Here is a 23,398-nt window from a genome sequence, read left to right as displayed (position 1 = left end):
TTTTGATATATACAGCGCCCCCGGGCGCGGGCGCGGCGCCCCCCGCCCCCCCCACCGCCCTCACCGGCCTCGCCGCCGCCCCGAGCCTCGCCGCCCCCACGGCGCAGGCCGGCGCCCAGGCGAGCCCCGCCGCCGCTCAGGCCCCCGGGCAGGCCACCCGCTCCACCCACCCCGACGGGACGCCCCCCACCGGCACCGCCTTCGGTCTCGACACCCACGCCCAGACCCAGGCCGGCCGCCTCGCCCCCGCCCAACTCCCGCCCCGCTCACCGCAGTCGGCAGCGCCCAAGGCCCCGGCTCCCAAGCTCGCCAAGGCCCTGGCCGCCACCTCCTGCACCCCCGCCGACTTCAGCGGCCGGAGCGGCTCCGACCTGGTGGCCTTCATCCAGGGCTCGTCCGTGGACTGCATCAGCTCGCTCTTCCGCCTCACCGGCGGCGACGCCCACGGGGTGTTCCAGCAGAGCCAGATGCTCGCGGTCGCCAACGGGCTCAGGAGCGCCGCCGCCTCGTACACCGGCGACAACTCCACCGGCATCTACCAGCTGGGCTACTTCCTCCAGGCCGGCTACTACGTGCAGTACTACCGCCCGGGCGACGTCGGCGGCTACGACGCGACGCTCACCGCCGCCGTCCAGGCCGCGCTGGACGCCCTGGTGGCGAGCCCGCACTTCCTGGACGTCAACGACGGCAACGGCCAGGTCGCGGGCCAGGCGATGATCCTCACCGACAGCGCCAACCTCCAGGCCCACTACCTCGGCACCTACCAGCGGGTGCTGAACGCGTACACCAGCTCGTGGGACGCGTCCTGGTACATGGTGAACTTCGCCAACAGCGTGTACACCCCGATCTTCCGCGGCCACCAGAACGCCGACTACGTCGCGGCCGTCACCGCCGACCCGGGCATCATCAACACCCTCGACCGCTTCGCGCTCGACCACCGGAGCATGCTCGGCGGCACCAACTCCTTCCTGGCCTCCAACGCGGGCCTGGAGACGGCCCGGTACATCGAGCACCCCGCCCTGGTCGGCACCGTCCGCCCGCTGATCAAGGGCCTGATGGACGTCTCCTCGATCACCGGGCCCACCGCGTCGCTCTGGGTCGGCGTCGCCGGCATGGCCGCCTTCTACGACAAGGCGAACTGCTCCTACTACGGCGTCTGCAACCTGCCGGACCAGCTCAAGGCCGCCGCCCTGCCGGTCAGCCACACCTGCGACGCCACCCACACCCTCCTGGCGCAGAGCCTCACCGCCGCCGACCTGGCCGCCGTCTGCGCCAGCCTGCAGAACCAGGACCCGTTCTTCCACAAGCTGGTCAAGGACAGCGGCCCGATCGCCGGCCAGTACGAGAACTCGCTGCAGATGGTGGTGTTCGCCTCCCCGCAGGACTACCAGACCTACGCGGGCGGCATCTACGGCGTCAGCACCAACAACGGCGGCATCACCCTGATCGGCGACCCGACCGCCCCCGGCAACCAGCCGATCTCGCTGACCTACCAGAACGGCGACGACGGCTTCACCGCGGGCGTCTGGAACCTCAACCACGAGTACACCCACGCCCTCGACGGCCGCCTCGACATGAAGGGCGACTTCAACCAGCAGATATCCGTACCGGACGTCTGGTGGATCGAGGGCGTCGCCGAGTACGTGTCCTACAGCTACCGGAACGTCACCGACACCGGGGCGATGGCCGAGGCGCCCAAGCACACCTACGCGCTCAGCACGCTCTTCCAGAACACCTACGACAACAGCGACACCACCCGCACCTACCCGTGGGGCTACCTGGCCGTCCGCTTCATGGCCGAGAAGCACCCGGACGTCATCCAGAACATGCTGGGCCACTTCCGCACCGGTGACTACACCGGCGGCTACGCGACCTACAACTCGATCGGCACCGCCTACGACGCCGAGTTCAACGCCTGGCTGGACGCCTGCGCCGCCGGCGCCTGCGAGGTCGGCGGCGCCCCGACCGCCGCGTTCAGCGCCGCCCCGACCGGCCTGGCCGTCCAGTTCACCGACCAGTCGACCGAGTCCGGCGGCTCCATCGCCTCCTGGGCCTGGAACTTCGGCGACGGCGCCACCTCCACCAGCCGCAACCCCTCCCACAGCTACACCGCGGCCGGCAGCTACGACGTCAGCCTCACGGTGACCGACGGCAACGGGAAGACCAACACCGTCACCCAGTCCGTCACCGTCGGCAGCCTCAGCGGCTGCACCGCCGCCGACGCCCGGGTGCTGGACAAGAACTGCTCCCGCACCAACCAGTCCGCCACCGCCGGCAACCTGGCCTACTACTACATCTACCTGCCGGCCGGCACCACCACGCTGAAGGTGTCCAGCTCCGGCGGCACCGGCACCGCGTACCTGCTCTACAACCCCGACACCTGGGCCACCCCGAGCGCCTACACCACCGGCTCGACCACCAACGGCACCACCAACCAGAGCCTGACCGTCACCAACACCACGGCCGGCTACCGCTACATCAGCCTCTACGCCCAGACCGATTTCAGCGGGGTGACCATCACCACCCAGTACTGACCCGCACTCCGCACGGTGGCCCGGAGCACCCGCTCCGGGCCACCGCCCGTCAACTGCCGCGCCTGAGCAGCCGGTCGAACAGTCCGCGCCGGGGCCCGGGCGACGGGGCGAGGTCGTGCGCGTCGGAGGGGAGGCCGAGCCGGGCGCGGGCCCCGCGGCGCTCGGCGCGGATCCGGTGGACGGCGCGCTCCCGGGCGGCGTGGTCCCAGCCGCCGTGTTCCTGGGCGCCGTGGTCCCGGCCGGCCGGCGGGTCGGCGGCCTCCGGGAGCAGCAGGTCGAGCGCGGTGGTCCAGTGCCGGACGGCCCGTTCGTCCTGCCCGGCCCCGGCCAAGTGGTCGGCGAGGTCCTCGAAGGCGTACCAGTCACCGGAGCCGCGGGCGTACGCCTCGGCGGCGGTGAAGGCGTCCCGGGCTTCCTCGCCGCGGCCCGCGGTGTGGAGGGTGAAGGCGTACAGCGCCAGCATCCGGTCCAGCCCGGGGTCGTCCTCGGCGGCGAGGCCCCCGGTGCGGGCCGCCGCCACCTCGTCGAGCAGGGCCAACGCCCGGGCGCAGGACCCCGCGTCGGTCCAGTACACCGCCGCGTCGACGAGCGCATCGAGCCGCTCACCGCCGCTCGCGGTGGCGGCGAACGCCTCGGACTCCTCGGCGCACTCCGCGGAGGTGTAGGTCAGCGGGCCGAACGGTCTCTTCACGGTGGTCCTTCGCGGGCGGGGCGGGGCAGCGGCCGCCATGATCCCGCAGGCCGCCCGGACGCCGTCCACCGGGAGGGGCTTCGGTCGGCCCTCCCGCTGTGCCCGGAGCCCGGAGCCCGGAGCCCGACGCGCGTCCCCGACCCGGTGGACGGGGGCGGGGACGGGCGTGCAGGTGGAGGCGGTGGGGACCGGTCGGGTCAGGAGGTACGGCGGACGTACGGCTCCCAGAGCACCTTGATCGACCGCGTCGGCCCGGTGTCGCCGGAACGCCGCTGCGCCTCGGTGCCGAACGGCGGGGCACCGGACTGGAGTCTGGCCGGCTGGTTGGTGATCGCCGTCCACCCCGGGTTGCCGGTCACGCAGTCCACCGGGGTGCTGCCGTCCGCGGTCGCGAACCGGCAGAAGGTCCGGTACACCGTGCCGTCGGTGGTGATGGTCTCCACGGAGATCTGGTTGCCGTGGTCCGACACGGCCACACCGCAGGCGGGGGCGGCCCCCAGCGGGAGCGCGGGCGGGGTCGACCAGGTGGTCAGGTCGGCGTTCGGGCCGTTGAGCGGCGCGCTGCCGACCTGGACGGTGCCGTTCTTGACCACGCCGGTGTAGAGCACCATGCCGTGGGTGACGGTGTCGATGGACATGCACGGGCCGGTCGGGCCGGTGGCCCCGGTGTTGCCGGTGGCTCCGGTCGGTCCCGTGGGCCCGGTCGGCCCGGTGTTGCCGGTGGCCCCGGTGGGGCCTGTCGGTCCGGTGGCGCCGGTGTTGCCGGTGGGTCCCGTCGGTCCGGTCGGTCCCGTGGGTCCGGTGCTGCCCGTGGCACCGGTTGGTCCGGTCGGCCCGGTGGCCCCGGTGTTGCCCGCAGCCCCCGTCGGTCCCGTCGGCCCGGTGGCGCCCGTGGCGCCGGTGTTGCCGGTGGCTCCCGTCGGCCCGGTGGCCCCGGTTGCCCCGGTGTTGCCCGTGGCGCCGGTCGGCCCGGTCGGCCCGGTCGGCCCGGTGACGCCCTCGCCCGCAGGGCCGGTCGGGCCGGTGGGTCCGGTCGGCCCCACGCACCCGATCAGGTGGCCGTGATGGCCGTCGTGGCCCCCGTCTCCGTGCTCCTCGCCGTTGCCGTCGCCGTCGCCGCGGAGGGACCGACCCGGGCCGGCCTGCTGCAACGCCGGCGCGTGGACGCCGTCACCCGTCTGCCGGCCGCCCTCGGGCGTCGGCTCGCCCCCGTCCTGGGGCTGCTCCTCGCCCCACACCTCCTGCTGGCCCGGCGGACAGTGCTCCTCGCCGTGGTCGCCGTGCTTCTGCTGGCTCGGCTGCGGGAGGTAGCTGTGGATCCCGGCGGCGAACGTGGTGCCGCTGGTCGACATGATGGCCGTGATGAGCAGCGCGGCACCCGCCGCGCGTTGTTTGCGGCGGTGCGGCACCGCCGGTCTCGGGATCCGTGATCCGCGTGATGACACCCGGTACTCCTCACTCGTCGGGGACGGCGGGACGATGCGGCCCGCCCGGTGTCCGCCATTGATCCGGGCGGCGGAGTCGCTTCCGGCGTCGACGGGACCGGAATGTCATCAACGCGGCGCACTGCGATCACCCGGACGGCCCGAACCCGTTGGCCTGACCCGTGTGGGAGCACGGGGGACGAACGGGCCCGAAATAGCATCACCACCGCGATGCGCGTCCCGGTGCGTGCCCGACCGGGCCCGCCGCCCTCCCGCCCACTCCGAGAGGCCGTTGTGACCCGATCCGACGCTTCCCGTTCCGGTGCAGCCCCGTCCCGGGCGCCCGGCCGGAGGCCCACCGTCTGCCTGTGCATGATCGTCAAGGACGAGGCGGCGGTCATCGAGCGCTGTCTCGCCTCGGTCCGCGGCCTGGTCGACACCTGGGTGATCTCCGACACCGGGTCCACCGACGGGACCCAGGAGCTGATCCGCCGTGCGCTGGCCGGGATCCCCGGCGAGCTGCACGAGGAGCCCTGGACGGACTTCGGCCACAACCGGACGCTCAACATCCGGCACGCCCGCGGCAAGGCCGACTACCTGCTGCTGATCGACGCCGACATGGTGGTGCGGCAGGAAGGGCCGCTCCCCGAGCTGACCGCCGACTCCTACCTGGTGCGCCACGCCGCCGACCTGGAGTACCGGATCAAGCGGCTGGTGCGCGGCACCGTCGACTGGCGTTACGAGGGGGCGACCCACGAGTACCTGACGACGGAGCGGCCGGACCAGCCGGACCGCTCGGCCGAGCTCGACGCGCTGGTCATCGAGCACTTCGCGGACGGCGGCTCCCGGTCCGACAAGTTCGAACGCGACGCCCGGCTGCTGCGGGCGGACCTGGAGCGCGACCCCGGCAACTCCCGCGCGGTCTTCTACCTCGCCCAGACCATGCGCGACCTCGGACGCACCGCCGAGGCGATCGAGCTGTACCGGCGGCGGGCCGGGATGGGCGGCTGGCCGGAGGAGGTCTACTACGCGCTGCTCCAGGTCGGCGTGCTGACCGCGGAGACCGGCGGTGACTGGCCGTCCGCCATGGACGCGCTGCTGCGCGCCTGGGAGAGCCGCCCGGGGCGCCTGGAGGCCTGCTACCAACTCACGTCCCGGCTGCGCCGGATGGGCCGCTACCAGGCCGCGCACGCGTTCGCCCGGGCGGGGCTGGACCGCGGCCTGCCGAACGACTGGCTGTTCACCGAGCCCTGGGTGTACCGCTGGGGGCTGCTCTTCGAGTACTCGATCACCGCGTACTGGGTCGGCGACGCGCGGGGCTCGCTGGCCGCCTGCGACCGGCTGCTCGCGATCGCGGAGCTGCCCCGTCCCTACCGCGAACAGACCGTGGCCAACCGGAGGTTCGCGGAGCAGGCGGTGTCGGCGTCCGCTCCGGGGGTGCTCAGCCGGTCCGGGTGAGCAGCACGTAGCCGTCCACGTCAGCGACGTCGCGGTAGCCGTGCGCGCGGTGCCAGTTCAGCCGGTTCCGCTCGATCTCGGGCGTCAGCGGCCAGCGCTTGTTCCACGGCGTCCAGGTGTCCACCAGGATCCACTCCGGGTCGGGCCGGCTGGGTTCCCAGCCGAACAGGCCGACGGTGGTGCGGTCGGTGAGCTGGGGCACCAGCAGCGTGGAGGCCTGGACGGTGGCGCCGTCCGGGATGCGGTCGATCAGCCGGTAGGCGACGGCGAGCCGGGGGTCGCTCCGCCAGGTGGCCGGCTGGACCAGCTGCCAGAACGGGAACTGCGGCAGCAGCAGCAGGCAGACCGCCGCCGTGCCCAGCAGGTGGCGCCGTACGCTGCCCGGCCGCGCCCGCCGGGCGGCCAGGGCCTCGACGAGGGCGGCGAAGACGATCGGCATCAGCACCAGCGAGTAGTGGTAGCCCGTGCCCCAGTGGAACGCGTTGGTCGAGAGGAAGCGCCACACCAGCGTCGGCACCGCGACCCAGGCCAACGAGGACCGCAGCGCCAGGAACACCGTGACGGCCAGCACGAACAGCAGCGTCGTCGCCTTGGCCTCGGGGGTGATCAGACCGATCGTCCCCTTGTACAGCAGGCCCGCCACGAGGGTGTCCGCACCGCCCGGACCGCCGCCCGAGCCGTCCCCCCGGCCGCTCACGTACGACCAGTAGGCGAAGTCCCCGCCCGGGTTGAAGGCCGGCAGCACCACCAGCACGGCGAGCAGCGACCCGGCCACCCCGGCGGCGGCCGTGCCGAGCCCCAGCCGCCGGCCGCCCCGCCGGGCGATCAGCAGGCCGATCACCGCCACCGTCAGCCCGAGGTCCTCCTTCACCAGCAGTAGCGGCAGCGCCCAGCAGGCCGCGGCGCGCAGCCGGCCCTCGGCGAGCGCGGCCAGCGAGAAGGCCAGCAGCGGGACGGCGAAGGCCACCTCGTGGAAGTCGAAGCCGATCGCGCTGGCGACCCCCCAGGACAGGCCGTAGCAGAGCCCGACCACCGCGGCGGGCCCCGAGCCCAGCCTGCGCCGGGCCCAGAGGACCAGCGGCACCGTGCCGACGGCGACCAGGGCGGCCTGCACCACGAGCAGCGTCACGGGGGTGCGCCAGACCCAGTAGAACGGGGCGACCAGGGCCAGCACGGGGGAGAAGTGGTCCCCCAGCACGGGGAAGCCGGGCGCCTTCAACTCGGAGACGGGCAGGTGCCCGTCCGCGTAGGAGCGGACCACCTGCTCGAAGATGCCCAGGTCGTAGCTGTTGGAGAGCATCCGTTCGTGGATCCGCACGGACAGCGTCGTGTAGACGGCGAAGAGCGCTCCCGCCAGCCCCCAGACCCACCATGCGCTGCCGACGACCGGCGGCAGCAGGTACGGGCGGGTGGCCCGCTCCCCGGGGCCGGACTGCCGCGGCGGACGGTCCACGGTGCTGTCGGTGAGAGGCGCCTGCATGATCACACCTTCCGGAGGCCGCTGCCGAAGCCGCTTCCGGTGCACCGCGGACGACGCGCCGCGAGCGGCGCACCGGCAGCGGCGCACCGGGAGCGCCGCCCAACAAGATGTCAGCAACGCTTCGGCACCGGCGGGGAAGGGCTGTCACGCGCAGCGCAGAATCAACCGATCGGCCGCAGGCGCCGCGTCGGCCCGGCTGGTCCGCCCGCCCGCGCACACCCTTCCGGGCCCCGGGCCGACGTCAGTCGCGGTACCGGTCCACCAGGTGGCCGTACCCGCCCGCCGTCCAGACCCGGCGCCGGAACTCCGGGAGGGTGACCGCGCCCGCACCCTGTCCGGCGGTGGGCGGGAAGTGGGCGGTCCCGCAGCGGGCGCAGTACCAGGCCGTGGCCCACAGCCGCTCGGCCTGCGGGCGGCCGGCGAGTTCGCGGCTGCTCCTGGCCCAGAGCAGCGCGGCCGTGGCGAACAGCGCGAGCGCGAGGCAGAACGCGATCCCGGAGAACAGGTAGAAGGAGTCGGATCCGGAGGAGTCCGAGAGGTGGGCGAGGGAGGATCCGGCGAGCATCTTGGCGCTGGAGTCCTCGTACCTGCTCTGTGAGTCGGCGACGAAGTACAGGAACCCCGCCGCGAACAGGGCGGGGACGCCGAGGACGGCCGGGACGCGCTCGGGGCGCTTCTCCGGGGCGGGCGCCAGGGCCCGGGAGAGCGGGCTGGTGACCTCCCGGGTGCCGGTCCGGAGCTTGCCGTCGTTGTCCCGGGAGTGGACGGTGACCGTCTTCCGGCCCGCGAGGTGGACGGCCGGAACACTGCGGACCTGGTCGGTCCGGGCGCAGCCGGGGCAGGTCTGCGGGGCGGACGGCGCGGGTGCGGCGTCCCGTGGTTCGATCATGGTTCCCCCCAGTGGTGTCGTCCGGCCGGTGGGCCGTTCGTATCCGCTGGGACGTGCTGGGCCGGGGGGCGGTTGCGGCTCGCTTCCCGGAGGTCGTGGAACGTCCGGCCGGCCCGAGTGAGCCGTCCGGCCGGCCCACTGGACCCGCCGCTCGGCCCGGCTGTGCCGACCGGCCGTGCTACCCGGCCGTCGGCGGGGTCCAGCCGAGGGCCGGGCCGAGGCGGGTGGCGAGGTCGGTGAGGATCTGGGTGTAGTCCTCGGGCTCGAAGTCGAACGGGAGCGCGAAGGCGACCTCGTCCACCTCCCGGAAGCCGGCGTGGGCGTGCAGGCGTTCGGCGAGTTCGGCCGAGCTGCCGACCAGGTCGGGGGCGAAGAGCAGCCGGTTCGGGCCCTGCGGGGTGAGGGTGCGCGGGGTGCGGGAGAGCGCGTAGGCCTGGTACCTGGCGCGCTGTTCGGGGGTGGCGCCGTCGGTGGGGACGACCACCAGGCCCTGGGAGACCCGGGCGCGCTCGCCGTCGGGGTGGTGGGCCCGGAAGGCGCGGATCTGCTCGGCCTGGATGGCGGCGAAGTCCGGTGCGTCGTCGCCGGGTTCGGGCTTGACCACGCTGCTGGTCAGCAGGTTGAGCCCCTGTTCGCCGGCCCAGCGGGCCGAGCGCAGGCTGCCCGCGCCGTACCAGAGCCGGTCGGCGAGGCCGGGGGAGTGCGGCTGGACCCGGCGTGAGTACACCTCGATGCCCTCGGTGCCGGCGAAGTCGGAGGCGTCCTCGCCGCGGACCAGGGAGAGGAAGCGTTCGGCGCGGGTGGGGGAGAAGTCCTCGTGCTCCCCGGTGTCGGGGTAGAGCGCGCCGCGCACGTGCTCGTAGTGGACGGGCGGGCCGACGCTGAACCCTGGGTTGAGCCGGCCGCCGGAGAGCAGGTCGACCGTGGCGAGGTCCTCGGCGAGCCGCAGCGGGTTCTCCCAGCCCAGCGGGGTGACGGCGGTGCCGAGCTGGATGCGGCTGGTGCGCTGGGTGGCGGCGGCGAGGACCGCGACCGGGGAGGAGATCCCGAACTGGAGGTGGCGGTGGCGCAGCCAGGCGCTGTCGAAGCCGAGCCGTTCGCCGAGGGTGATCAGGTCGAGGGTGGACTCGTGGCCCCGGCGCGGGTCCGCCTCGTCGAAGAGGCCGATGGTGAGGAAGCCGAGTTTCCGCAGCGGGCGGGGGGAGGGCGGCATGGTGGCGGCTCCGCGGGGGTCTTGCGGCCCCGGAGGGCCGGACGGGTGGTGCCCGTCGACCGTACGCAGACCGCGCGCGGTGCCACAAGATCGGCGCGGGATCCGGACAACGGGCCGTAACACGGGGCAATGCGGGGCAACACGGCGCAACGGGCACCGGTGCGTCGCGGGACGGGCGCCGGTCAGCAGCTGCGCAGCTCCGGGCTCTGGTTGCGGATCTGGTTGTGCAGCGAGGTGAACTCGCGGTACGCCGCGCTGTCCTCGGAGCCGGGCCGGAAGGCGCCGACGCGGTGGCAGTTGACGAAGGCGAGCTTCACGCCGAAGTGCTCCTCCAGGCTGCCGCGGATGGCGTTGCTGGCCAGGGCGCGCAGCAGCTGGGCCCGCTGCTCGTCGCTGGGGGTGGTGTTGTCGGTGGTGAACTCGGCCTCGCCGTCGGAGAGTTCGGTGCTGAGTCCGGCGACGACCTGGTAGGCGTACGGGAGCGAGGCGCGGACGGTGTCGAGGAAGTCGGCCTGGTCGACGCGGCCGTCGCGGGCCTGGTCGAGCAGGGCGGGGGAGACGTCGAGCGACATGGGGGTCCTCTTTCGCGGGGGCGCGCCCGGGGCGCGCACGGGGAAATGGTTAACGAAGATGAAAACCATGTGCGCTAAGGACTGTCCTGGACGCCCCGACGCCCTGTCAAGTACCGCCCCCCGAAGGGCTGACGTCCGGTGCCGCCGGGGCCGGCCGCACCTTGATGACGAACACCGCGATGACGACGGCCAGCGCCGCGAAGACCAGGCCCATCTGGAAGGCGCTGGTGATGCCGTGCACCAGGACGTTCGAGGAGTACGGCGCCGGGAGCGTGCCGGTCGCCCTGAGCCGGAGGGCCTGCTGCGGGGTGGCCTCCCGCAGGAACGCCCCGACCTGCTGCCGGGCCTCGTTGCGGCTGGCGGTGCCGTACACCGTGACCAGGATCGACAGGCCGAGCGAACCGCCCACCTGCTGCATGGCGTTGAGGCTGCCGGTGGCCGCCCCGGTCTCGTGCGGGGCCACGTGCGAGACGACGGTGAGCATCGCCGGGACGAAGATCGAGCCCATCCCGAAGCCGAACAGCAGCGTCGGTCCGAGGATCCCGCCGACGTAGGTGCTGTGGATGTCGATCCGGGTCGCCCAGAACACCCCGCTGAGGACCAGCACCGACCCGGCGACCAGGAACGGCTTCGGGCCCCACCGGATCTGGTTGCGCGCCGCGAACTGGGCGGCGCCGACGATGGCCACGCTGATCGGCAGGAAGGCGAACCCGGCCCGCAGCGGGCTGAATCCGAGGATCTCCTGCACGAACAGGGTGATGAAGAAGAAGATGCTGAACATCGTCGCGGCCACGCACAGCATCAGCCCGTACGCACCGGAGCGGTTGCGGTCGCGCAGCAGGTGCAGCGGGGTGATCGGCTGCGGGACCCGCCGCTCGTTGACGACGAACGCGGACAGCAGCACCACCGCGAGGGCGAAGGAGGTGAGGGTGACGGCGTCCGTCCAGCCGTGGTCGGAGGCCCGGATGAAGCCGTACACCAGGGAGACCATGCCCGCCGTGGCGGTGAACGCGCCGGGCAGGTCGAAGCGCCCGGGGTGGCGTTCCGACTCGTTGATGTAGAGCGGCGCCAGCAGCGTGATCGCGATGCCGATCGGCACATTGACGAACAGCACCCACCGCCAGGACAGCCAGGAGGTCAGCATGCCGCCCAGCAGCAGGCCCACCGCCCCGCCCGCCCCGGCGACGGCCGAGTAGACGCCGAAGGCCCGGTTGCGCTCCGGGCCCTCCTTGAAGTTGGTGGCGATCAGCGCCAGCGCGGTGGGCGACGCTATCGCCCCGCCCACGCCCTGCAACGCCCGGGCCGCCAGCAGCCAGGACGAGGACTGGGCGACGCCGCCGAGCAGCGAGGCGAAGCTGAACACCAGCACGCCGACGATGAACACCCGCCGGCGCCCGAGGATGTCGCCCGCGCGCCCGCCGAGGAGCAGCAGCCCGCCGAAGGTCAGCGTGTAGGCGTTGATCACCCAGGACAGGTTGGTCGTGGAGAAGCTCAGGGCCTGCTGGATGTGCGGCAGGGCGATGTTCACGATCGTGATGTCCAGGACCACCATCAGCTGGGTGGCCGCGATGACGGTGAGGGCTATCCCCGGGTGCTGGCCGCGTCGTGCGGACGCGGGAGGGGCGAGCGCCAGGGAGCGCGAGGTTGCCATGGCAGGGTCCCCCAATGGCGTGGGGTCGAACGACGATGGGTGAACGGAGTCCGTTCGCTACCACCGACCGTAGCCCCGGGGAGATAGGGAACACAACCGTTCATTACCGACAACCGTCTGTTTTCGGACGGTGGCGGGTGGTGGCGGACGGTGGCGGGTGGTGGCGCGCGGTGGCGCCGATGCGGGGTCTCCACCGCGCGGCCCTCGGGGCTCGGTCGGCGGCTACGACACCTTCGCGCCGCCCAGGACCGCGGCCGCGAACGCCGCGGTCAGCCGGTGCCATGCGCGTGCGCCACGCACCATCGTGTGGCCGCCCCGGGCCATGGGAACGGCCTCGACGACGGCCCCCGCGGCAGCGGCCCGACGGGCGAACTCCCAGGCCAGGGCGGCCGAGGTGACGCGGTCCGCCCCGTCGTGCAAGACGAGCACCCGCCGGCCGTTCAACTGGCCCACCGGATCGCCGGGCGGGCACCACGGGGCCAGCGCGACCACCCCGGCCACCGAGGGGCGGCCGGCGGCGGCCAGGGCGGCCCTGGCCCCCATGGAGTGGCCGACCAGCAGCAGCGGAGCCCCCGGAGCGAGGCCCTCCAGCTCGACCAGCGCGGAGCGTGCGTCGGTCACGGGATCGGCGCGGGACCCGTTCCAGCCGCGGTGGCGGTAGCGAACGGACGCGACGACGGCACGCGGGAGGGCGCGGCGCAGGGCCCGGGCGAACAGCACCATCCGCAGGGCCGGCAGGTTCACGCGACGGGGCGGTGCGAGGCCGTCCGCGCGGCCGCCCGGCAGCAGGAGCACCCCGGCGTGGGGCACGGCAGGCCGGTGGTGGATCCGTAGGTGCTCCCAGGAGCGCGGCATGGGACCTCCCGTTCGCCGCCGAGGAGGTGTCGGTGCACCGGGTATTCGGTGCTCCGCACCGTTCCGGATGGCCCTCGGGCACCGCGGACCCGGGGAGGGAGTGCCCGGATCCAATCCGTTCGGCCACCGGGCTCCGAAGAGAGGCCGGGATGATCCGGTGGCTCGGGAGGGCGGCCGATGGCGCACCCCCGCGCCCGGCGGGCCACTACGGCCCGCGGCGCGGCCCGTACTCGACAGGAAGCCGGTGAGCGGGATGCGAGGAGAGGCAGCGGCGGAAGTGGTCGTGGTCGGCGCGGGCCTGGCCGGCCTGGCCTGCGCGCTGGACCTGACCGAGGCCGGACGGGACGTCCTGGTCGTGGAGGCCGCCGACGAGGTGGGCGGACGGATGCGCACCCACGTGGTCCGGGGCTTCCGCCTCGACCGCGGTTTCCAGGTGTTCAACACCGCCTACCCGCAGGTCAGGCGGCGACTGGAGCTGGGCGCGCTGGGGCTGCGCCCGTTCACCCCCGGGTTCCTGCTGGCCGACGCCCGGGGCGCGCGCCGGGTGGTCGATCCGACCAGGCGCCCGGGCCAGGCCGGCGACCTGCTGCCCGGCAGGCTGCTGCCGCTGCGCGACCTGGCCGCACTGGCGCTGCTGGGGGCGGGGGACGCGGCGCTGCCCGCCGCCCTGCTCAAGCGCCTGCCGGAGACCGGCACCGGCCGCGCGCTGCGCCGGGCCGGGGTGTCGGGGCGCACCGTCGACGAGGTGCTCGGCCCGTTCCTGGCCGGGGTGTTCCTGGAGGAGGGGCTGGAGACCTCCAGCCGGCTGTTCCACCTGGTGTGGCGCAGCATGCTGCGCGGGAGCCTGTGCCTGCCGCAGGACGGAATCGGGGCAGTGCCACGGCAGTTGGCGGCCCGGCTGCCGACGGCCCGACTGGTGTGCGGCACCCGGGTGGAACGGGTGACGGCGGGCGGGGTGGCGCTCGCGGGCGGCCCGGTCCTGCGGACCCGCGCGGTCGTGGTGGCGACCGGGATGGCGCAGGCCACCCGGCTGCTGCCGGGCCTGGAAGTGCCGGCGGCGCGGGCGGTGACGACCTTCTACCACGCGGCGCCGGTCAGCCCCTTGCCCGAGCCGACGCTGGTCGTGGACGCGGACCGGCAGGTGCTGAACACGGTGGTGCTGTCGGAGGTCGTCCCCGGCTGCTCACCGGACGGGCGGGCGCTGGTGTCGACCTCGGTCCTGGGAACGGACGCGGACGAGCGGGCGGCCCGGGTCCGGGCCGGTGCGCTGTACCGGGCGGACACCTCGGCCTGGGAGCAGCTGGAGGAGTACCGGATCGCCGAGGCGCTGCCGGCCGGGCCCGCGCCGCTCCGGCTCAGCCGGACCACCCGGTTCGCGCCGGGGCGCTACGTGTGCGGCGACCACCGGGCCACCGGCTCGGTGCAGGGGGCACTCGCCTCGGGCGCCCGGGCGGCCCGGGAGGTGCTGGCCGACCTGGCCGGACCGGGAACCCGGCCGGCATGAACGACCGGCGCGCATGGCGGGTCGCGGTCGACCCGGGCCTGGTCGTCCAGCGCACCTGCGACCACCTGGACGGGCTCCGGGAGGCCCCCGCCAACCCCGTCCCGGGCTGCGAGGAGTGCCTGCGCACCGGCCGGACCTGGGTGCAGCTACGGGCCTGTCTGACCTGCGGACACGTCGGCTGCTGCGACAGCTCACCGGGGCAGCACGCCCACCACCACGCCCGCACCACCGGCGGCCACCACATCGCCCGTTCCCTCCAGCCCGGCGACGACTGGGCCTGGTGCTACACCGACGAGGTGTTCCTGCACCCCGCCCGCCCCGCCGGGCCGCCGCCGGGCGCTGCCCGCTGCGGAAGGACCGGTGGTGATCGGATCGGTGGTGATCGGTCCACCGTCGGCCCACCCCCGGAGGTGGGGCCGGGAGGGATGATCGAGGCTCGGGGCATGGGATCGATCATTGTGCTCTTCGAGCTGGAATCCGACGGGGCCATCGGGCCGGAGGGTGTCGAACCCGCCGTGTTCGCGGTGCACGCCGCCGGGGCCGATCCCGATGTTTCGGAGGACCCGCAGCCGTACACGCTGTGCGGGGTGGAGACCGGACCGATGGAGCACGCGCACTACCGGCCGGCCCGGCCCGGGGATCCCTGGTACCCGCCCGTGCTCGCCGACCGGCGGTGCCAGGAGTGCGAGCGGGCCCTGCGCACGCTGTGATCGGGGCCCGGCGACCGGGGCGCTGCGAGGGCGTGGCGGTGCGAGCTCTCAGGTGGCCAGGCCTGCCAGCACCTCGGCGCCCGGGAGCTGGGCCAGGGCCCGACCGGGGAGGATGAGCTTGCCCCGGCGTCGGCCGCTGCCGATCAGGACGGCGTCGGCCGCGGCCACCGCCTCGTCGATGAGCAGCGGCCAGGTGCCGGGCAGGCCGACGGGGGTGATGCCGCCGTACTCCATGCCGGTCAGGTCGACCGCGGTGTCCATCGGTGCGAACGACGCCTTCCGCGCGCCCAGGTGGGTGCGGACGACCTTGTTCACGTCCACCCGGGTGGTGGCGAGGGCGAGGCAGGCGGCCAGGGTGACCTCCCCGCCGCGTTTGGCCGCGACCACCACGCAGTTCGCGGAGAGTTCCGGCGGTACCGCGTAGAACTCGCAGAACACCGCGGTGTCCGCCTTCTCGGGGTCGGTGTCCACGTACAGCACGGACTCGGCTGCGGCCCGAGCGTCCCAGTTCTCGAGGGCGTCGGCCACGGGGGCGGCGAGCTGCTCGCGGACCTCCAGCGCCGGGAGGACGGCCGTGAAGTTTCCGAAGGGAGGGTGCAAGGGATCGCTCATGGGGGGACTGTAGCGCGGGCGGCGGCGGGCGCCGCCGGGTAACCCCGCCCCTGCTCCGGTCCACCGACGGCCCGGTCGAGCGCCGGGGCGGCCCGTCGGTGGCATCCTGACGGGATGCGCCAACGGGTGCCGAGAACAGCGGGTGCCGTGAACAGGGAGGATCCAGTGCGCCTGAACCGACCGTCGCCGCCCGCCGCCCCGGGCGGCTGAGGTGCCCCGTCGCGGCCGGGCCGAACCGCCCGTCCGTACCTGGTGGCAGCTGGCGCGGCTGGTGGCCCGGAGCGTGTGGGAACAGGGCCGTACGGTCGAACTGCTCCAGCGCTCGATGGCCTTCGCCGCGCTGTTCTTCGTGACCCTCGTCCCGCTGCTGATCGTCATCGCCGCCGCCTTCCCGGCGCGCGGCACCGGGATCGCCGAGTGGATCACGGACGGCCTGGGCCTGTCCGGCCAGGGCGCCGCCGCCGTGCACCGGCTCTTCGTCTCCCGGGGCCAGGTGCTCAGCACCACCACGGGCTTCGGCCTCGCCGCGCTGGCCGTCTTCGGGGTCTCGCTGATGGCCGCGATCCAAGGGGTCTACGAACGCATCTGGGAGCTCGACCGCGGGCCGTGGCACACCGTCTGGCGCCAGACCCTCGGGCTGGCCGCACTGACCGGCTACATCGTGGTCGCCGCCCTGAGCGGCACGCCGTGGCGCCACTCGGCCGTCCAGCCGACCGTCCGGATCGCCGCGACGACCATCGGCGGCATCCTGCTGTTCTGGTGGCTCCAGCGGCTGCTGCTCGCCGGACGCGTCCCGGCCAGGGACCTGCTGCCGGGCGCCGTCGCCACCATGGTGGCGCTGGCCGGGCTCCGGCTCTTCTCCCGGCTGGTCTTCGCGCCCCTGCTGGTGTCCAACGCCGTCTCCTACGGGACGGTGGGCACCGTGCTGATCGTCCAGTCCTGGCTCATCGGCGTCGGCTACACCGTGTACGCCGGCGCGCTGGCCGGCCGCGTCCTGGTCCAGGCCCGTCGCACGCCGTAGCGCGGCGCGGGACCGCCGCCTTCCCGGTCTAGTCTCAGGGGAGTTGACGCTCCTCGACTTCGGGAGGACGGCCCATGGCAGCCGTGCACGTGACCGTGTGGGACGACCGGGTCGGCGGCGACCGGCCCTCGGGGGCCCCGGGCGACGCCCCCGCCGTGTTCGTCCACACCATCTTCACCTGGGGCAGCGACCCCGCCTACGGGTTCGCCGGGCAGCGGCCCCTCGCGGTCGGCCGGCGGCTCCTCCTGATGGACCGCCGGGGCTACGGCGACAGCCCGGACACCGCGCGCAGCGACTTCGAGGTCGACGCCGGGGACATCGTGGAGGTGCTCGGCGGCCGGGACGGGGCCACGGGGCCCGGCGGTGCCCACCTGGTGGCGCACGGGAACGGCGCGGTCTCCGCGCTCATCGCCGCCGCGCGCCGACCCGACCTGGTTCGCTCCCTCGCCCTGATCCAGCCCTCCGCCTTCACCGCCGCCGCGCACCACCCGGTCGTCGCGGAACTCCTCGACCGGGTGCGCGACGCCGCCCCGGGCATCCCGGAGGGCGTCACGCCGGAGCAGTACCTGCGGGCGTCCACCGAGGGGCTGGGGATGGCGATGCCCGAGCCCACGCCGCGCCGACTGCGTGCCGTCGCCACCTCGATGGGGGAGCGGCCCGTCTGGGAGGCGGAGATCCCGCTCGCGGCGCTCCGGGGCGGGGCTCTGCCCGTCCTGGTGATCTGCGGGACGTGGGAGCACGCCCCGGCCGCGTACCGCGAGCACGTGGGGCTGCCCCTGATGGCCGTGGCCGACGCCCTCACGGACTCCCTCGGGGGCCGGCTCCTGCGGGTTCCCGGCTACTACCCGCACACCCAGGAGCCCGCGGCCGTCAACGCCGCCCTGCGGGAGTTCTGGGGCCGCTGACGGGGTCCGGCCCGGGGGCGTGAGGGAAGGTCACCACCGGTAGCGCCGGTGCCGCCGCCGGCCGTCTGCCCGGCCTGCCCGAGGTGACGGCGAAGCCGTGGACGGCCCTTCGGGACGGCGGACCGCCGCCGACCAATCCGGGCGGCAGCCGGCTCCGAACAACGGGTGCAGACCACCGACAGGGCCGCAGGTGCGCGCCCTGGGCAGAGAGGGGCCCTCGTGACGACGGTCGACACCACCTCCGGACGGTTCCGGGTGACGCGGGGCGGGCCGCCCGGGCGGCGGGTGGCGGTGGTGGGGGCCGGTGTCGCCGGGCTCACGGCCGCGTACGAGCTGTCGCGCTCCGGGGTGGAGGTGGAGCTCTTCGAGGCCGACGAGCGGCTCGGCGGCCACGCCCACACCCAGCGCGCCACCGGGCCGGACGGCCGTGAACTGGCCCTGGACACCGGCTTCCTGGTGCACAACGAGCGCACGTACCCGCACCTGGTCCGGATGTTCGCCGAACTCGGTGTCCGCACCCAGGACAGCGAGATGAGCATGTCCGTGCACTGCGACGGCTGCGGCCTGGAGTACGCCGGTGCGCGCGGGCCGGCCGGGCTGTTCGCCCGCCCCGACGCCGTGGTGCGCGGCCGGTACCTGCGGATGCTCGCCGAGGTGCCGCGCTTCCACCGGCTCGCCCGCCGGCTCCTCGCCGACCCGGCGGCGGGCGACCCGAGCCTGCGGGAGTTCCTCGCCGCCGGGCGGTTCGCGCCGTACTTCGTCAACCACTTCACGACCCCGCTGGTCTCCGCCGTGTGGTCCTGCGCCCCCGACCTGGCGGGCGACTACCCGGCCCGGTACCTGTTCGCCTTCCTCGACAACCACGGCCTGCTCGGGGTGACCGGCTCGCCGACCTGGCGCACCGTCGTCGGCGGCTCCCGCAGCTACGTCGAGCGGATCGCCGAGCGGCTCGGCGCCGTCCACCGCTCCGCCCCCGTCCGGCTGGTGCGCCGGCACCCGGACGGCGTCACCGTGGTCTCCGGGAACGGGCGCCGCACCGAGGCCGACGCCGTGGTCGTCGCCACCCACGCCGACCAGGCCCTGCAACTCCTCGCCGACCCGACCGACGCCGAACTGGAGGTCCTCGGCGCCTTCGGCTACTCGCGCAACCCCACCGTGCTGCACCGCGACCCCTCCGTGCTGCCCCGGGCCCGTTCGGCGCGCGGATCGTGGAACTACCGGATGCCGCACTGCGCCGCCCCCGCCGACCGGGTGCGGGTCAGCTACCACCTCAACCGGCTGCTGCGCCTGGACACCGCCGAGGACTACCTGGTCACCCTCAACGAGGACCGGCAGCACCCGATCCCGGAGGAACTGGTCGTCTCCCGCACCGTCTACGAGCACCCGGTGTACACCGCCCGGACCGTCGCCGCCCAGCGCCGACTGCCCGAACTCACCACCGGCCGCACCGCGTTCGCCGGCGCCTACCACGGCTGGGGCTTCCACGAGGACGGCTGCCGCTCCGGCGTCGAGGCGGCCCGGGCCCTGTTGGGGGCGGTCGCGCCGTGAACCCCCTCCCCGGCCCCTGGGGCGCCGTGCTCTACGAGACCCGGACCACCCACGTCCGCGCCGCACCCCGACGGGTCTTCCGCCACCGCGGCTACCTCTGGCTGGTCGACCCGGACCACCTGCCGCCGATCCCGTGGCCGCTGCGCCCGCTGGCCGCCTTCCGGGCCCGCGACCACGCGGTCGACCGCACGGAACGGGACCTGACGATACGTCAGGACCTGGAACACTTCCTGGCCGGCCACGGCGTACGGCTCGGCGACGGCCGCGTCCTGATGCTGACCCAGGCCCGCTCCCTCGGGCACGTGTTCAACCCGCTGACCGTCTACTGGTGCCACGACCCGCAGGGCCGGGTGCGCTGCGCCGTCGCCGAGGTGCACAACACCTACGGCGGCCGGCACCGCTACCTGCTCCACCCGGACGCGGCCGGCCGGGCCGGGACGCCCAAGGAGTTCCACGTCTCCCCGTTCTTCCCGGTCGACGGCCACTACCGGATGTCCCTGCCCCCGCCGGGCGAGCGCCTCGACCTCACCGTCCGGCTCGACCGGCCGGACGGCCACGCGTTCACCGCCACCGTGCACGGCACTGCCCGCCCGGCCGGCCCCCGCACCCTGCTGCGGGCGGCGCTCCGGCACCCGTTCGCGACCTGGGCCGTCAGCCTGCACATCCGCTACCAGGGCATCCGGCTGTGGCTGCGCGGCCTGCCCGTCCACCCGGACCCGGCCACGGAAGAGGTGCCCACCGCATGACCAGCACCACCCCGACGAGCACCACCCCGCCCGGCGCCACTGCCCGGCCGACCCCCGTCGTCGACCCCGCCCGCTGGCCGGACGTCGTCCGGGTGCCGCACGCCCCGCTGCGCGCCGCGGTCGCCGCACGCGTGCTGCGCCGGGCCGCCTCCCGGCAGGGCATCCGGATCGAACTGCCCGGCACGAAAGACGAGTTCGAGCCAGCCACCGGAGTCCCGGTGCTGCGTCTGCACCACCCGAGGGCCTTCCTGCACCGCCTCGGCACCGGCGGCCTGATCGGCTTCGGCGAGTCCTACCAGGCCGGTGACTGGGACAGCCCCGACCCCGTCGCGCTGCTCACCGCGCTGGCCGCCGCCCCCGAAGCCCTGGTGCCCAGGGGCACCCGGTGGCTGCGCCGGTTCTACGTCCGGCGCCCGCCCCGTGCGGAGCTGTCCACCCCCGGCAACGCCCGGCGCAACATCCACCGCCACTACGACCTCTCCAACGAGCTGTTCGCGCTCTTCCTCGACCCGACCATGACCTACTCCGCCGCCCTCTTCCCCGACGCCCCGGGCGCCCGGCCGACCGCGACCAGGGAAGGCCTGCCCGCCGCGCAGCACCGCAAGATCGACCGGCTGCTCGACCTCGCCGCCGTCGGCCCCGGCACCCGGCTGCTGGAGATCGGCACCGGCTGGGGCGAACTCGCCGTCCGCGCCGCCGCCCGCGGCGCCCGGGTGGTCAGCCTCACCCTCTCCGAGGAGCAACTCGCGCTCGCCCGCCGCCGGATCGCCGACGCCGGACAGGCCGACCGGGCCGAGGTCCGGCTCTGCGACTACCGCTCGGCCCGGGGCCGGTACGACGCGGTGGTCAGCGTGGAGATGATCGAGGCCGTCGGCCGCCCCTTCTGGCCCGAGTACTTCGCCACCCTCGACCGGGTCCTCGCCCCCGGCGGCCGGATCGCCCTCCAGGCCATCACCATGCCCCACGACCGGATGCTCGCCAGCAGCCGCACCTACACCTGGATCCTCAAGTACGTGTTCCCCGGCGGCCAGATCCCCTCGCTGCGGGCGATCACCGACACCGCCGCCCGCACCGGACTGCGGGTGGACCGCGCCGACGCGTACGGCCCGCACTACGCCGAGACCCTGCGGCTGTGGCGCGAGCGCTTCACCGAACGGTGGCCGGAGGTCGCCGCCCTCGGCTTCGACGAGGTGTTCCGCCGCACCTGGGAGCTCTACCTCGGCTACTCCGAAGCCGGCTTCCGCACCGGCTACCTGAACGTGCACCAGCTGCTGCTGACCCGTGACGGCGGCACCGTGCCGGGCCCGTACGGGGCGCGGGCGTGAACGCCGCGGCCTTCGGCCTCAACCTCGCCGCCACCGCCGGTGTCGCCCTCGCCGTCATGCTCGCCGCCTTCGTCGTCGGCCTGCGCTCCGGGCGGTACCGGGGCGTGGACGTCGCCTGGGGCCTGGCCTTCGCCGCGATCGCGCTGACCGGCCTGGCGCTGTCCGCCGGGCACGGCGACACCGGGCGCCGACTGCTGGTCACCGTCCTCGTCACGGTGTGGGGCGTACGGCTCTCCGTCCACCTGTGGTGGCGCGCCCGGGGCGCCCCCGAGGACCCGCGCTACGCCCGGATGCTCGCCCGCGCACCGGCCGGCCCGGCCCGCACCCGGTACGCGCTGCGCATCGTCTTCCTGCTCCAGGCGGCCATCGTCTGGTTCGTCTCGCTGCCCGTCCAGGCCGCCCAGTACCTGCCCGGCCCGCCCGGGGCGCTCGCCTGGGCGGGCGCGGCGGTGTGGGCGGTCGGACTCGGCTTCGAGGCCGTCGGGGACCGGCAGTTGGCACGGTTCAAGGCCGACCCCGGCAACCGGGGCCGGATCATGGACCGCGGCCTGTGGCGCTACACCCGCCACCCCAACTACTTCGGCGACGCCTGCGTCTGGTGGGGCCTCTTCCTGCTCGGCGCCGACACCCCGACCGGCTGGGCGTTCGTGCCCAGCCCGCTGCTGATGACGTACCTGCTGGCCTTCGGCAGCGGAAAGCCCATGCTGGAACGGCACTTGGGGGCCGACCGCCCCGGCTGGGCCGAGTACACCGCCCGCACCAGCGGCTTCCTCCCGCTGCCGCCGCGCCGTCGTCGGTAGCTTCCGTCGCCCGTAGTCCCCGCAGGCCATGGCCGTCGTCCGCCCCGAAATCCCGGTGCGCCCCGGCCGCCGTCGCTGGTACCGTCCCCGGGTGACCCGTCGAACCCCGCCGCGCCCGCTGAACGTCGAAGAGCTGTTCCCCGAAGTCGTGCCCCTGCGCCGCGAGGCGGTGCGGCTGCACCCGCGCGCGGGCCGGCCGGCGCCGGGGGACAGCTCGGTCGGCGGTCCGCTGCTCTGGCCGGCGGAGGAACCGTGGCCGGAGTGCCCGCGCCACCCGGGCTCGCCCATGGTCGCGGTCGTCCAGCTCCACCGCGCCGACCTGCCGGACCCGGTGCCGTTCCCGGAGGGGCGGGACCTGCTCCAGCTGCTCTGGTGCCCGCTGCGGCACGAAGGCCAGTGGGTCGTCCCGCTGCTCCACTGGCGGACCGCCGGGGAGGTGGGCGAGGTGCGGCCGACCCCGGAGACGCCGGCCGACGCGCCGTACGGATACGTGCCGAGGCCGTGCCTCGTGCACCCGGAGCTGGTCGCCGAGTACCCGAGCTGGGACCTGTCGGACGAGCTCTGGGACGCCCTGGAACCCCGCTTCGCGCAGGTGGACCAGGAGACGGGCTGGGACTACCAGTACCACCTGTCCACCGCGCCGGGGATCAAGCTGGGCGGCTACCCGGGCTGGAGCCAGGACGCGCAGTGGCCGGACTGCCCGGGCTGCGGAACGGCGATGGACCACCTGCTCACGGTGGAGAGCACCGAGGAGCACGGCCCCGGGCAGGCCTGGACGCCGGTCGAGGACCGCGACCACCGCTGGGAGGGCGCGGGACTCAGCCTCGGCGACCTGGGCGGGGTGTACCTGTTCGAGTGCCGCACCTGCCCGGGCCGCCCGTTCACCCACCGCTACGACAGCTGAACCCGCCCGCAGCCGAACCGGCCCGCCGGTGTCGGCGGGCCCGTCCGGTGGGCCGTCAGTCCCGGGCCACCCGCAGGGCCCAGAGCACCAGCGGCACCTGGAGCGGCACCCGGGCGACGGCCGCCGCCCGCAGCGGGGCGGGCCGGGTGCGCCAGTCGCGGGCCATCCGCACGTTCGCCGGGAGCACCGCCGTGAACAGGGCGGCCGCGGCCAGGGCCCCGGCGCGCCGGGTGCGGGGGTGGGCGACGGCCGCGCCGACGGCGAGCTCGGCCAGTCCGCTGAGGTGGGTCCAGTCCCGCGGGCGGCCCGGCAGGGCGCGCGGGACGATCGCGTCGAAGGGGCGCGGCACGGCGAAGTGCGCCACCCCGGCGCCCAGCAGGAGGCCGCTCAGCAGACGGGCGGATCGGTCGGCGGACATGCTGCTCCCGGGGAGTGCGAGTCGGTGGCGCGGCCGGGGGGGGGGCCGGGGGGCAGGGGGGTATAAAACAAAAACAACCCCCCCAAACCCACAAAAAAAAGGGGTGGGGGCGCGGGGGGGGGTGTGGGGGGGCGGGGG

21 protein-coding genes are annotated in these 23,398 nt (G+C 74.6%); 11 read left to right on the top strand and 10 right to left on the bottom strand.

Annotation, left to right across the window (positions count from 1 at the left end; all coding sequences use genetic code 11):
• A partial coding sequence (locus ACFWXO_RS38875; protein WP_380530295.1) for a collagenase occupies positions 1-2,534 on the top strand: 2,534 nt, incomplete at its 5' end.
• Positions 2,535-2,583: 49 nt separating this feature from the next.
• Here ACFWXO_RS38875 and ACFWXO_RS38870 read toward each other — a convergent pair.
• A complete protein-coding gene (locus ACFWXO_RS38870; RefSeq protein WP_380530292.1) occupies positions 2,584-3,225 on the bottom strand; it encodes a hypothetical protein in 642 nt (213 codons plus the stop codon).
• Between the two features lie 197 nt (positions 3,226-3,422).
• On the bottom strand, positions 3,423-4,577 hold the full coding sequence (locus ACFWXO_RS38865) for a hypothetical protein (protein WP_380530289.1): 1,155 nt from the start codon (positions 4,575-4,577) through the stop codon (positions 3,423-3,425).
• Positions 4,578-5,021: 444 nt separating this feature from the next.
• Here ACFWXO_RS38865 and ACFWXO_RS38860 point away from each other — a divergent pair, with 444 nt between their 5' ends.
• Positions 5,022-6,107, top strand: coding sequence for a glycosyltransferase (locus tag ACFWXO_RS38860; RefSeq protein WP_380530286.1), 1,086 nt, complete (start codon positions 5,022-5,024; stop codon positions 6,105-6,107).
• On the opposite strand, the gene ACFWXO_RS38855 is transcribed toward ACFWXO_RS38860, so the two are convergent.
• The 6 genes from ACFWXO_RS38855 to ACFWXO_RS38830 all read right to left on the bottom strand — a co-directional run bounded on the left by ACFWXO_RS38855 (position 6,091) and on the right by ACFWXO_RS38830 (position 12,767).
• Entirely contained in the window at positions 6,091-7,587 is a 1,497-nt protein-coding gene (locus ACFWXO_RS38855; protein ID WP_380530283.1) for a DUF2079 domain-containing protein, read from the bottom strand. The genes ACFWXO_RS38860 and ACFWXO_RS38855 overlap by 17 nt on opposite strands.
• Before the next feature lie 241 nt (positions 7,588-7,828).
• Entirely contained in the window at positions 7,829-8,476 is a 648-nt protein-coding gene (locus ACFWXO_RS38850; protein ID WP_380530280.1) for a hypothetical protein, read from the bottom strand.
• Positions 8,477-8,654: 178 nt separating this feature from the next.
• Entirely contained in the window at positions 8,655-9,689 is a 1,035-nt protein-coding gene (locus ACFWXO_RS38845) for an LLM class flavin-dependent oxidoreductase (RefSeq protein WP_380530278.1), read from the bottom strand.
• Positions 9,690-9,871: 182 nt separating this feature from the next.
• A complete protein-coding gene (locus tag ACFWXO_RS38840; RefSeq protein WP_380407015.1) occupies positions 9,872-10,261 on the bottom strand; it encodes an SCO5389 family protein in 390 nt (129 codons plus the stop codon).
• A 106-nt stretch (positions 10,262-10,367) separates the two neighbouring features.
• A complete protein-coding gene (locus tag ACFWXO_RS38835) occupies positions 10,368-11,912 on the bottom strand; it encodes an MFS transporter (protein WP_380530274.1) in 1,545 nt (514 codons plus the stop codon).
• A 222-nt stretch (positions 11,913-12,134) separates the two neighbouring features.
• Entirely contained in the window at positions 12,135-12,767 is a 633-nt protein-coding gene (locus tag ACFWXO_RS38830; RefSeq protein ID WP_380530271.1) for an alpha/beta hydrolase, read from the bottom strand.
• A 253-nt stretch (positions 12,768-13,020) separates the two neighbouring features.
• On the opposite strand from ACFWXO_RS38830, the gene ACFWXO_RS38825 reads away from it, so the two are divergent.
• Together ACFWXO_RS38825 and ACFWXO_RS38820 are read left to right on the top strand one after the other, a co-directional pair.
• Positions 13,021-14,271, top strand: a complete 1,251-nt coding sequence (locus tag ACFWXO_RS38825; protein ID WP_380530268.1) for an NAD(P)/FAD-dependent oxidoreductase — start codon at positions 13,021-13,023, stop codon at positions 14,269-14,271.
• Positions 14,268-14,981, top strand: a complete 714-nt coding sequence (locus ACFWXO_RS38820) for a UBP-type zinc finger domain-containing protein (RefSeq protein WP_380530266.1) — start codon at positions 14,268-14,270, stop codon at positions 14,979-14,981. Before ACFWXO_RS38825 ends, ACFWXO_RS38820 begins: the two co-directional genes overlap by 4 nt.
• 48 nt (positions 14,982-15,029) lie before the next feature.
• On the opposite strand, the gene ACFWXO_RS38815 is transcribed toward ACFWXO_RS38820, so the two are convergent.
• On the bottom strand, positions 15,030-15,593 hold the full coding sequence (locus ACFWXO_RS38815; protein WP_380530263.1) for a YbaK/EbsC family protein: 564 nt from the start codon (positions 15,591-15,593) through the stop codon (positions 15,030-15,032).
• Positions 15,594-15,804: 211 nt separating this feature from the next.
• Here ACFWXO_RS38815 and ACFWXO_RS38810 point away from each other — a divergent pair, with 211 nt between their 5' ends.
• From ACFWXO_RS38810 to ACFWXO_RS38780, 7 genes are all read left to right on the top strand, one after another.
• Positions 15,805-16,614 (top strand): YhjD/YihY/BrkB family envelope integrity protein, encoded by an 810-nt coding sequence (locus tag ACFWXO_RS38810; protein ID WP_380530261.1) that lies wholly within the window; start codon positions 15,805-15,807, stop codon positions 16,612-16,614.
• Positions 16,615-16,688: 74 nt separating this feature from the next.
• Entirely contained in the window at positions 16,689-17,519 is an 831-nt protein-coding gene (locus ACFWXO_RS38805; protein WP_380530258.1) for an alpha/beta fold hydrolase, read from the top strand.
• 219 nt (positions 17,520-17,738) lie between these two features.
• Complete coding sequence (locus ACFWXO_RS38800; RefSeq protein ID WP_380530255.1) at positions 17,739-19,067, top strand: NAD(P)/FAD-dependent oxidoreductase; 1,329 nt, start codon at positions 17,739-17,741, stop codon at positions 19,065-19,067.
• Positions 19,064-19,813: a DUF1365 domain-containing protein gene (locus ACFWXO_RS38795; protein ID WP_380530252.1), complete on the top strand. Its 750-nt coding sequence runs from the start codon at positions 19,064-19,066 to the stop codon at positions 19,811-19,813. Before ACFWXO_RS38800 ends, ACFWXO_RS38795 begins: the two co-directional genes overlap by 4 nt.
• Positions 19,810-21,138 carry a class I SAM-dependent methyltransferase gene (locus tag ACFWXO_RS38790; RefSeq protein WP_380530250.1) on the top strand — a complete coding sequence of 443 codons (1,329 nt, stop codon included), beginning with the start codon at positions 19,810-19,812 and terminating at the stop codon, positions 21,136-21,138. Before ACFWXO_RS38795 ends, ACFWXO_RS38790 begins: the two co-directional genes overlap by 4 nt.
• A gap of 56 nt (positions 21,139-21,194) precedes the next feature.
• The gene (locus tag ACFWXO_RS38785; protein WP_380530298.1) at positions 21,195-21,938 is read left to right on the top strand and encodes a DUF1295 domain-containing protein; all 744 of its coding nucleotides are present in this window, start codon (positions 21,195-21,197) and stop codon (positions 21,936-21,938) included.
• A gap of 91 nt (positions 21,939-22,029) precedes the next feature.
• The gene (locus tag ACFWXO_RS38780; protein WP_380530247.1) at positions 22,030-22,842 is read left to right on the top strand and encodes a DUF1963 domain-containing protein; all 813 of its coding nucleotides are present in this window, start codon (positions 22,030-22,032) and stop codon (positions 22,840-22,842) included.
• A 55-nt stretch (positions 22,843-22,897) separates the two neighbouring features.
• Here the strand turns inward: ACFWXO_RS38780 and ACFWXO_RS38775 are convergent, their stop codons facing one another.
• Positions 22,898-23,260: a hypothetical protein gene (locus ACFWXO_RS38775; protein WP_380530244.1), complete on the bottom strand. Its 363-nt coding sequence runs from the start codon at positions 23,258-23,260 to the stop codon at positions 22,898-22,900.
• Positions 23,261-23,398: the final 138 nt, after the last annotated feature.

The sequence above is a fragment of the Kitasatospora sp. NPDC059088 genome, from assembly GCF_042738155.1.
GTDB lineage: Bacteria > Actinomycetota > Actinomycetes > Streptomycetales > Streptomycetaceae > Kitasatospora.
Note: the sequence above shows the minus strand (reverse complement) of the source record. Positions and strands in the feature narration are given on the sequence as shown.

Excerpts from the sequence above, each read along its gene's own strand:
- ACFWXO_RS38830 (WP_380530271.1), bottom strand. The coding sequence starts at position 12,767 with ATGCCGCGCTCCTGGGAGCACCTACGGATCCACCACCGGCCTGCCGTG.
- ACFWXO_RS38840 (WP_380407015.1), bottom strand. The coding sequence starts at position 10,261 with ATGTCGCTCGACGTCTCCCCCGCCCTGCTCGACCAGGCCCGCGACGGC.
- ACFWXO_RS38860 (WP_380530286.1), top strand. The coding sequence starts at position 5,022 with ATGATCGTCAAGGACGAGGCGGCGGTCATCGAGCGCTGTCTCGCCTCG.
- ACFWXO_RS38805 (WP_380530258.1), top strand. The coding sequence starts at position 16,689 with ATGGCAGCCGTGCACGTGACCGTGTGGGACGACCGGGTCGGCGGCGAC.
- ACFWXO_RS38855 (WP_380530283.1), bottom strand. The coding sequence starts at position 7,587 with ATGCAGGCGCCTCTCACCGACAGCACCGTGGACCGTCCGCCGCGGCAG.
- ACFWXO_RS38850 (WP_380530280.1), bottom strand. The coding sequence starts at position 8,476 with ATGATCGAACCACGGGACGCCGCACCCGCGCCGTCCGCCCCGCAGACC.
- ACFWXO_RS38825 (WP_380530268.1), top strand. The coding sequence starts at position 13,021 with ATGCGAGGAGAGGCAGCGGCGGAAGTGGTCGTGGTCGGCGCGGGCCTG.
- ACFWXO_RS38790 (WP_380530250.1), top strand. The coding sequence starts at position 19,810 with ATGACCAGCACCACCCCGACGAGCACCACCCCGCCCGGCGCCACTGCC.
- ACFWXO_RS38820 (WP_380530266.1), top strand. The coding sequence starts at position 14,268 with ATGAACGACCGGCGCGCATGGCGGGTCGCGGTCGACCCGGGCCTGGTC.
- ACFWXO_RS38865 (WP_380530289.1), bottom strand. The coding sequence starts at position 4,577 with ATGTCGACCAGCGGCACCACGTTCGCCGCCGGGATCCACAGCTACCTC.
- ACFWXO_RS38835 (WP_380530274.1), bottom strand. The coding sequence starts at position 11,912 with ATGGCAACCTCGCGCTCCCTGGCGCTCGCCCCTCCCGCGTCCGCACGA.
- ACFWXO_RS38785 (WP_380530298.1), top strand. The coding sequence starts at position 21,195 with ATGCTCGCCGCCTTCGTCGTCGGCCTGCGCTCCGGGCGGTACCGGGGC.
- ACFWXO_RS38815 (WP_380530263.1), bottom strand. The coding sequence starts at position 15,593 with ATGAGCGATCCCTTGCACCCTCCCTTCGGAAACTTCACGGCCGTCCTC.
- ACFWXO_RS38775 (WP_380530244.1), bottom strand. The coding sequence starts at position 23,260 with ATGTCCGCCGACCGATCCGCCCGTCTGCTGAGCGGCCTCCTGCTGGGC.
- ACFWXO_RS38845 (WP_380530278.1), bottom strand. The coding sequence starts at position 9,689 with ATGCCGCCCTCCCCCCGCCCGCTGCGGAAACTCGGCTTCCTCACCATC.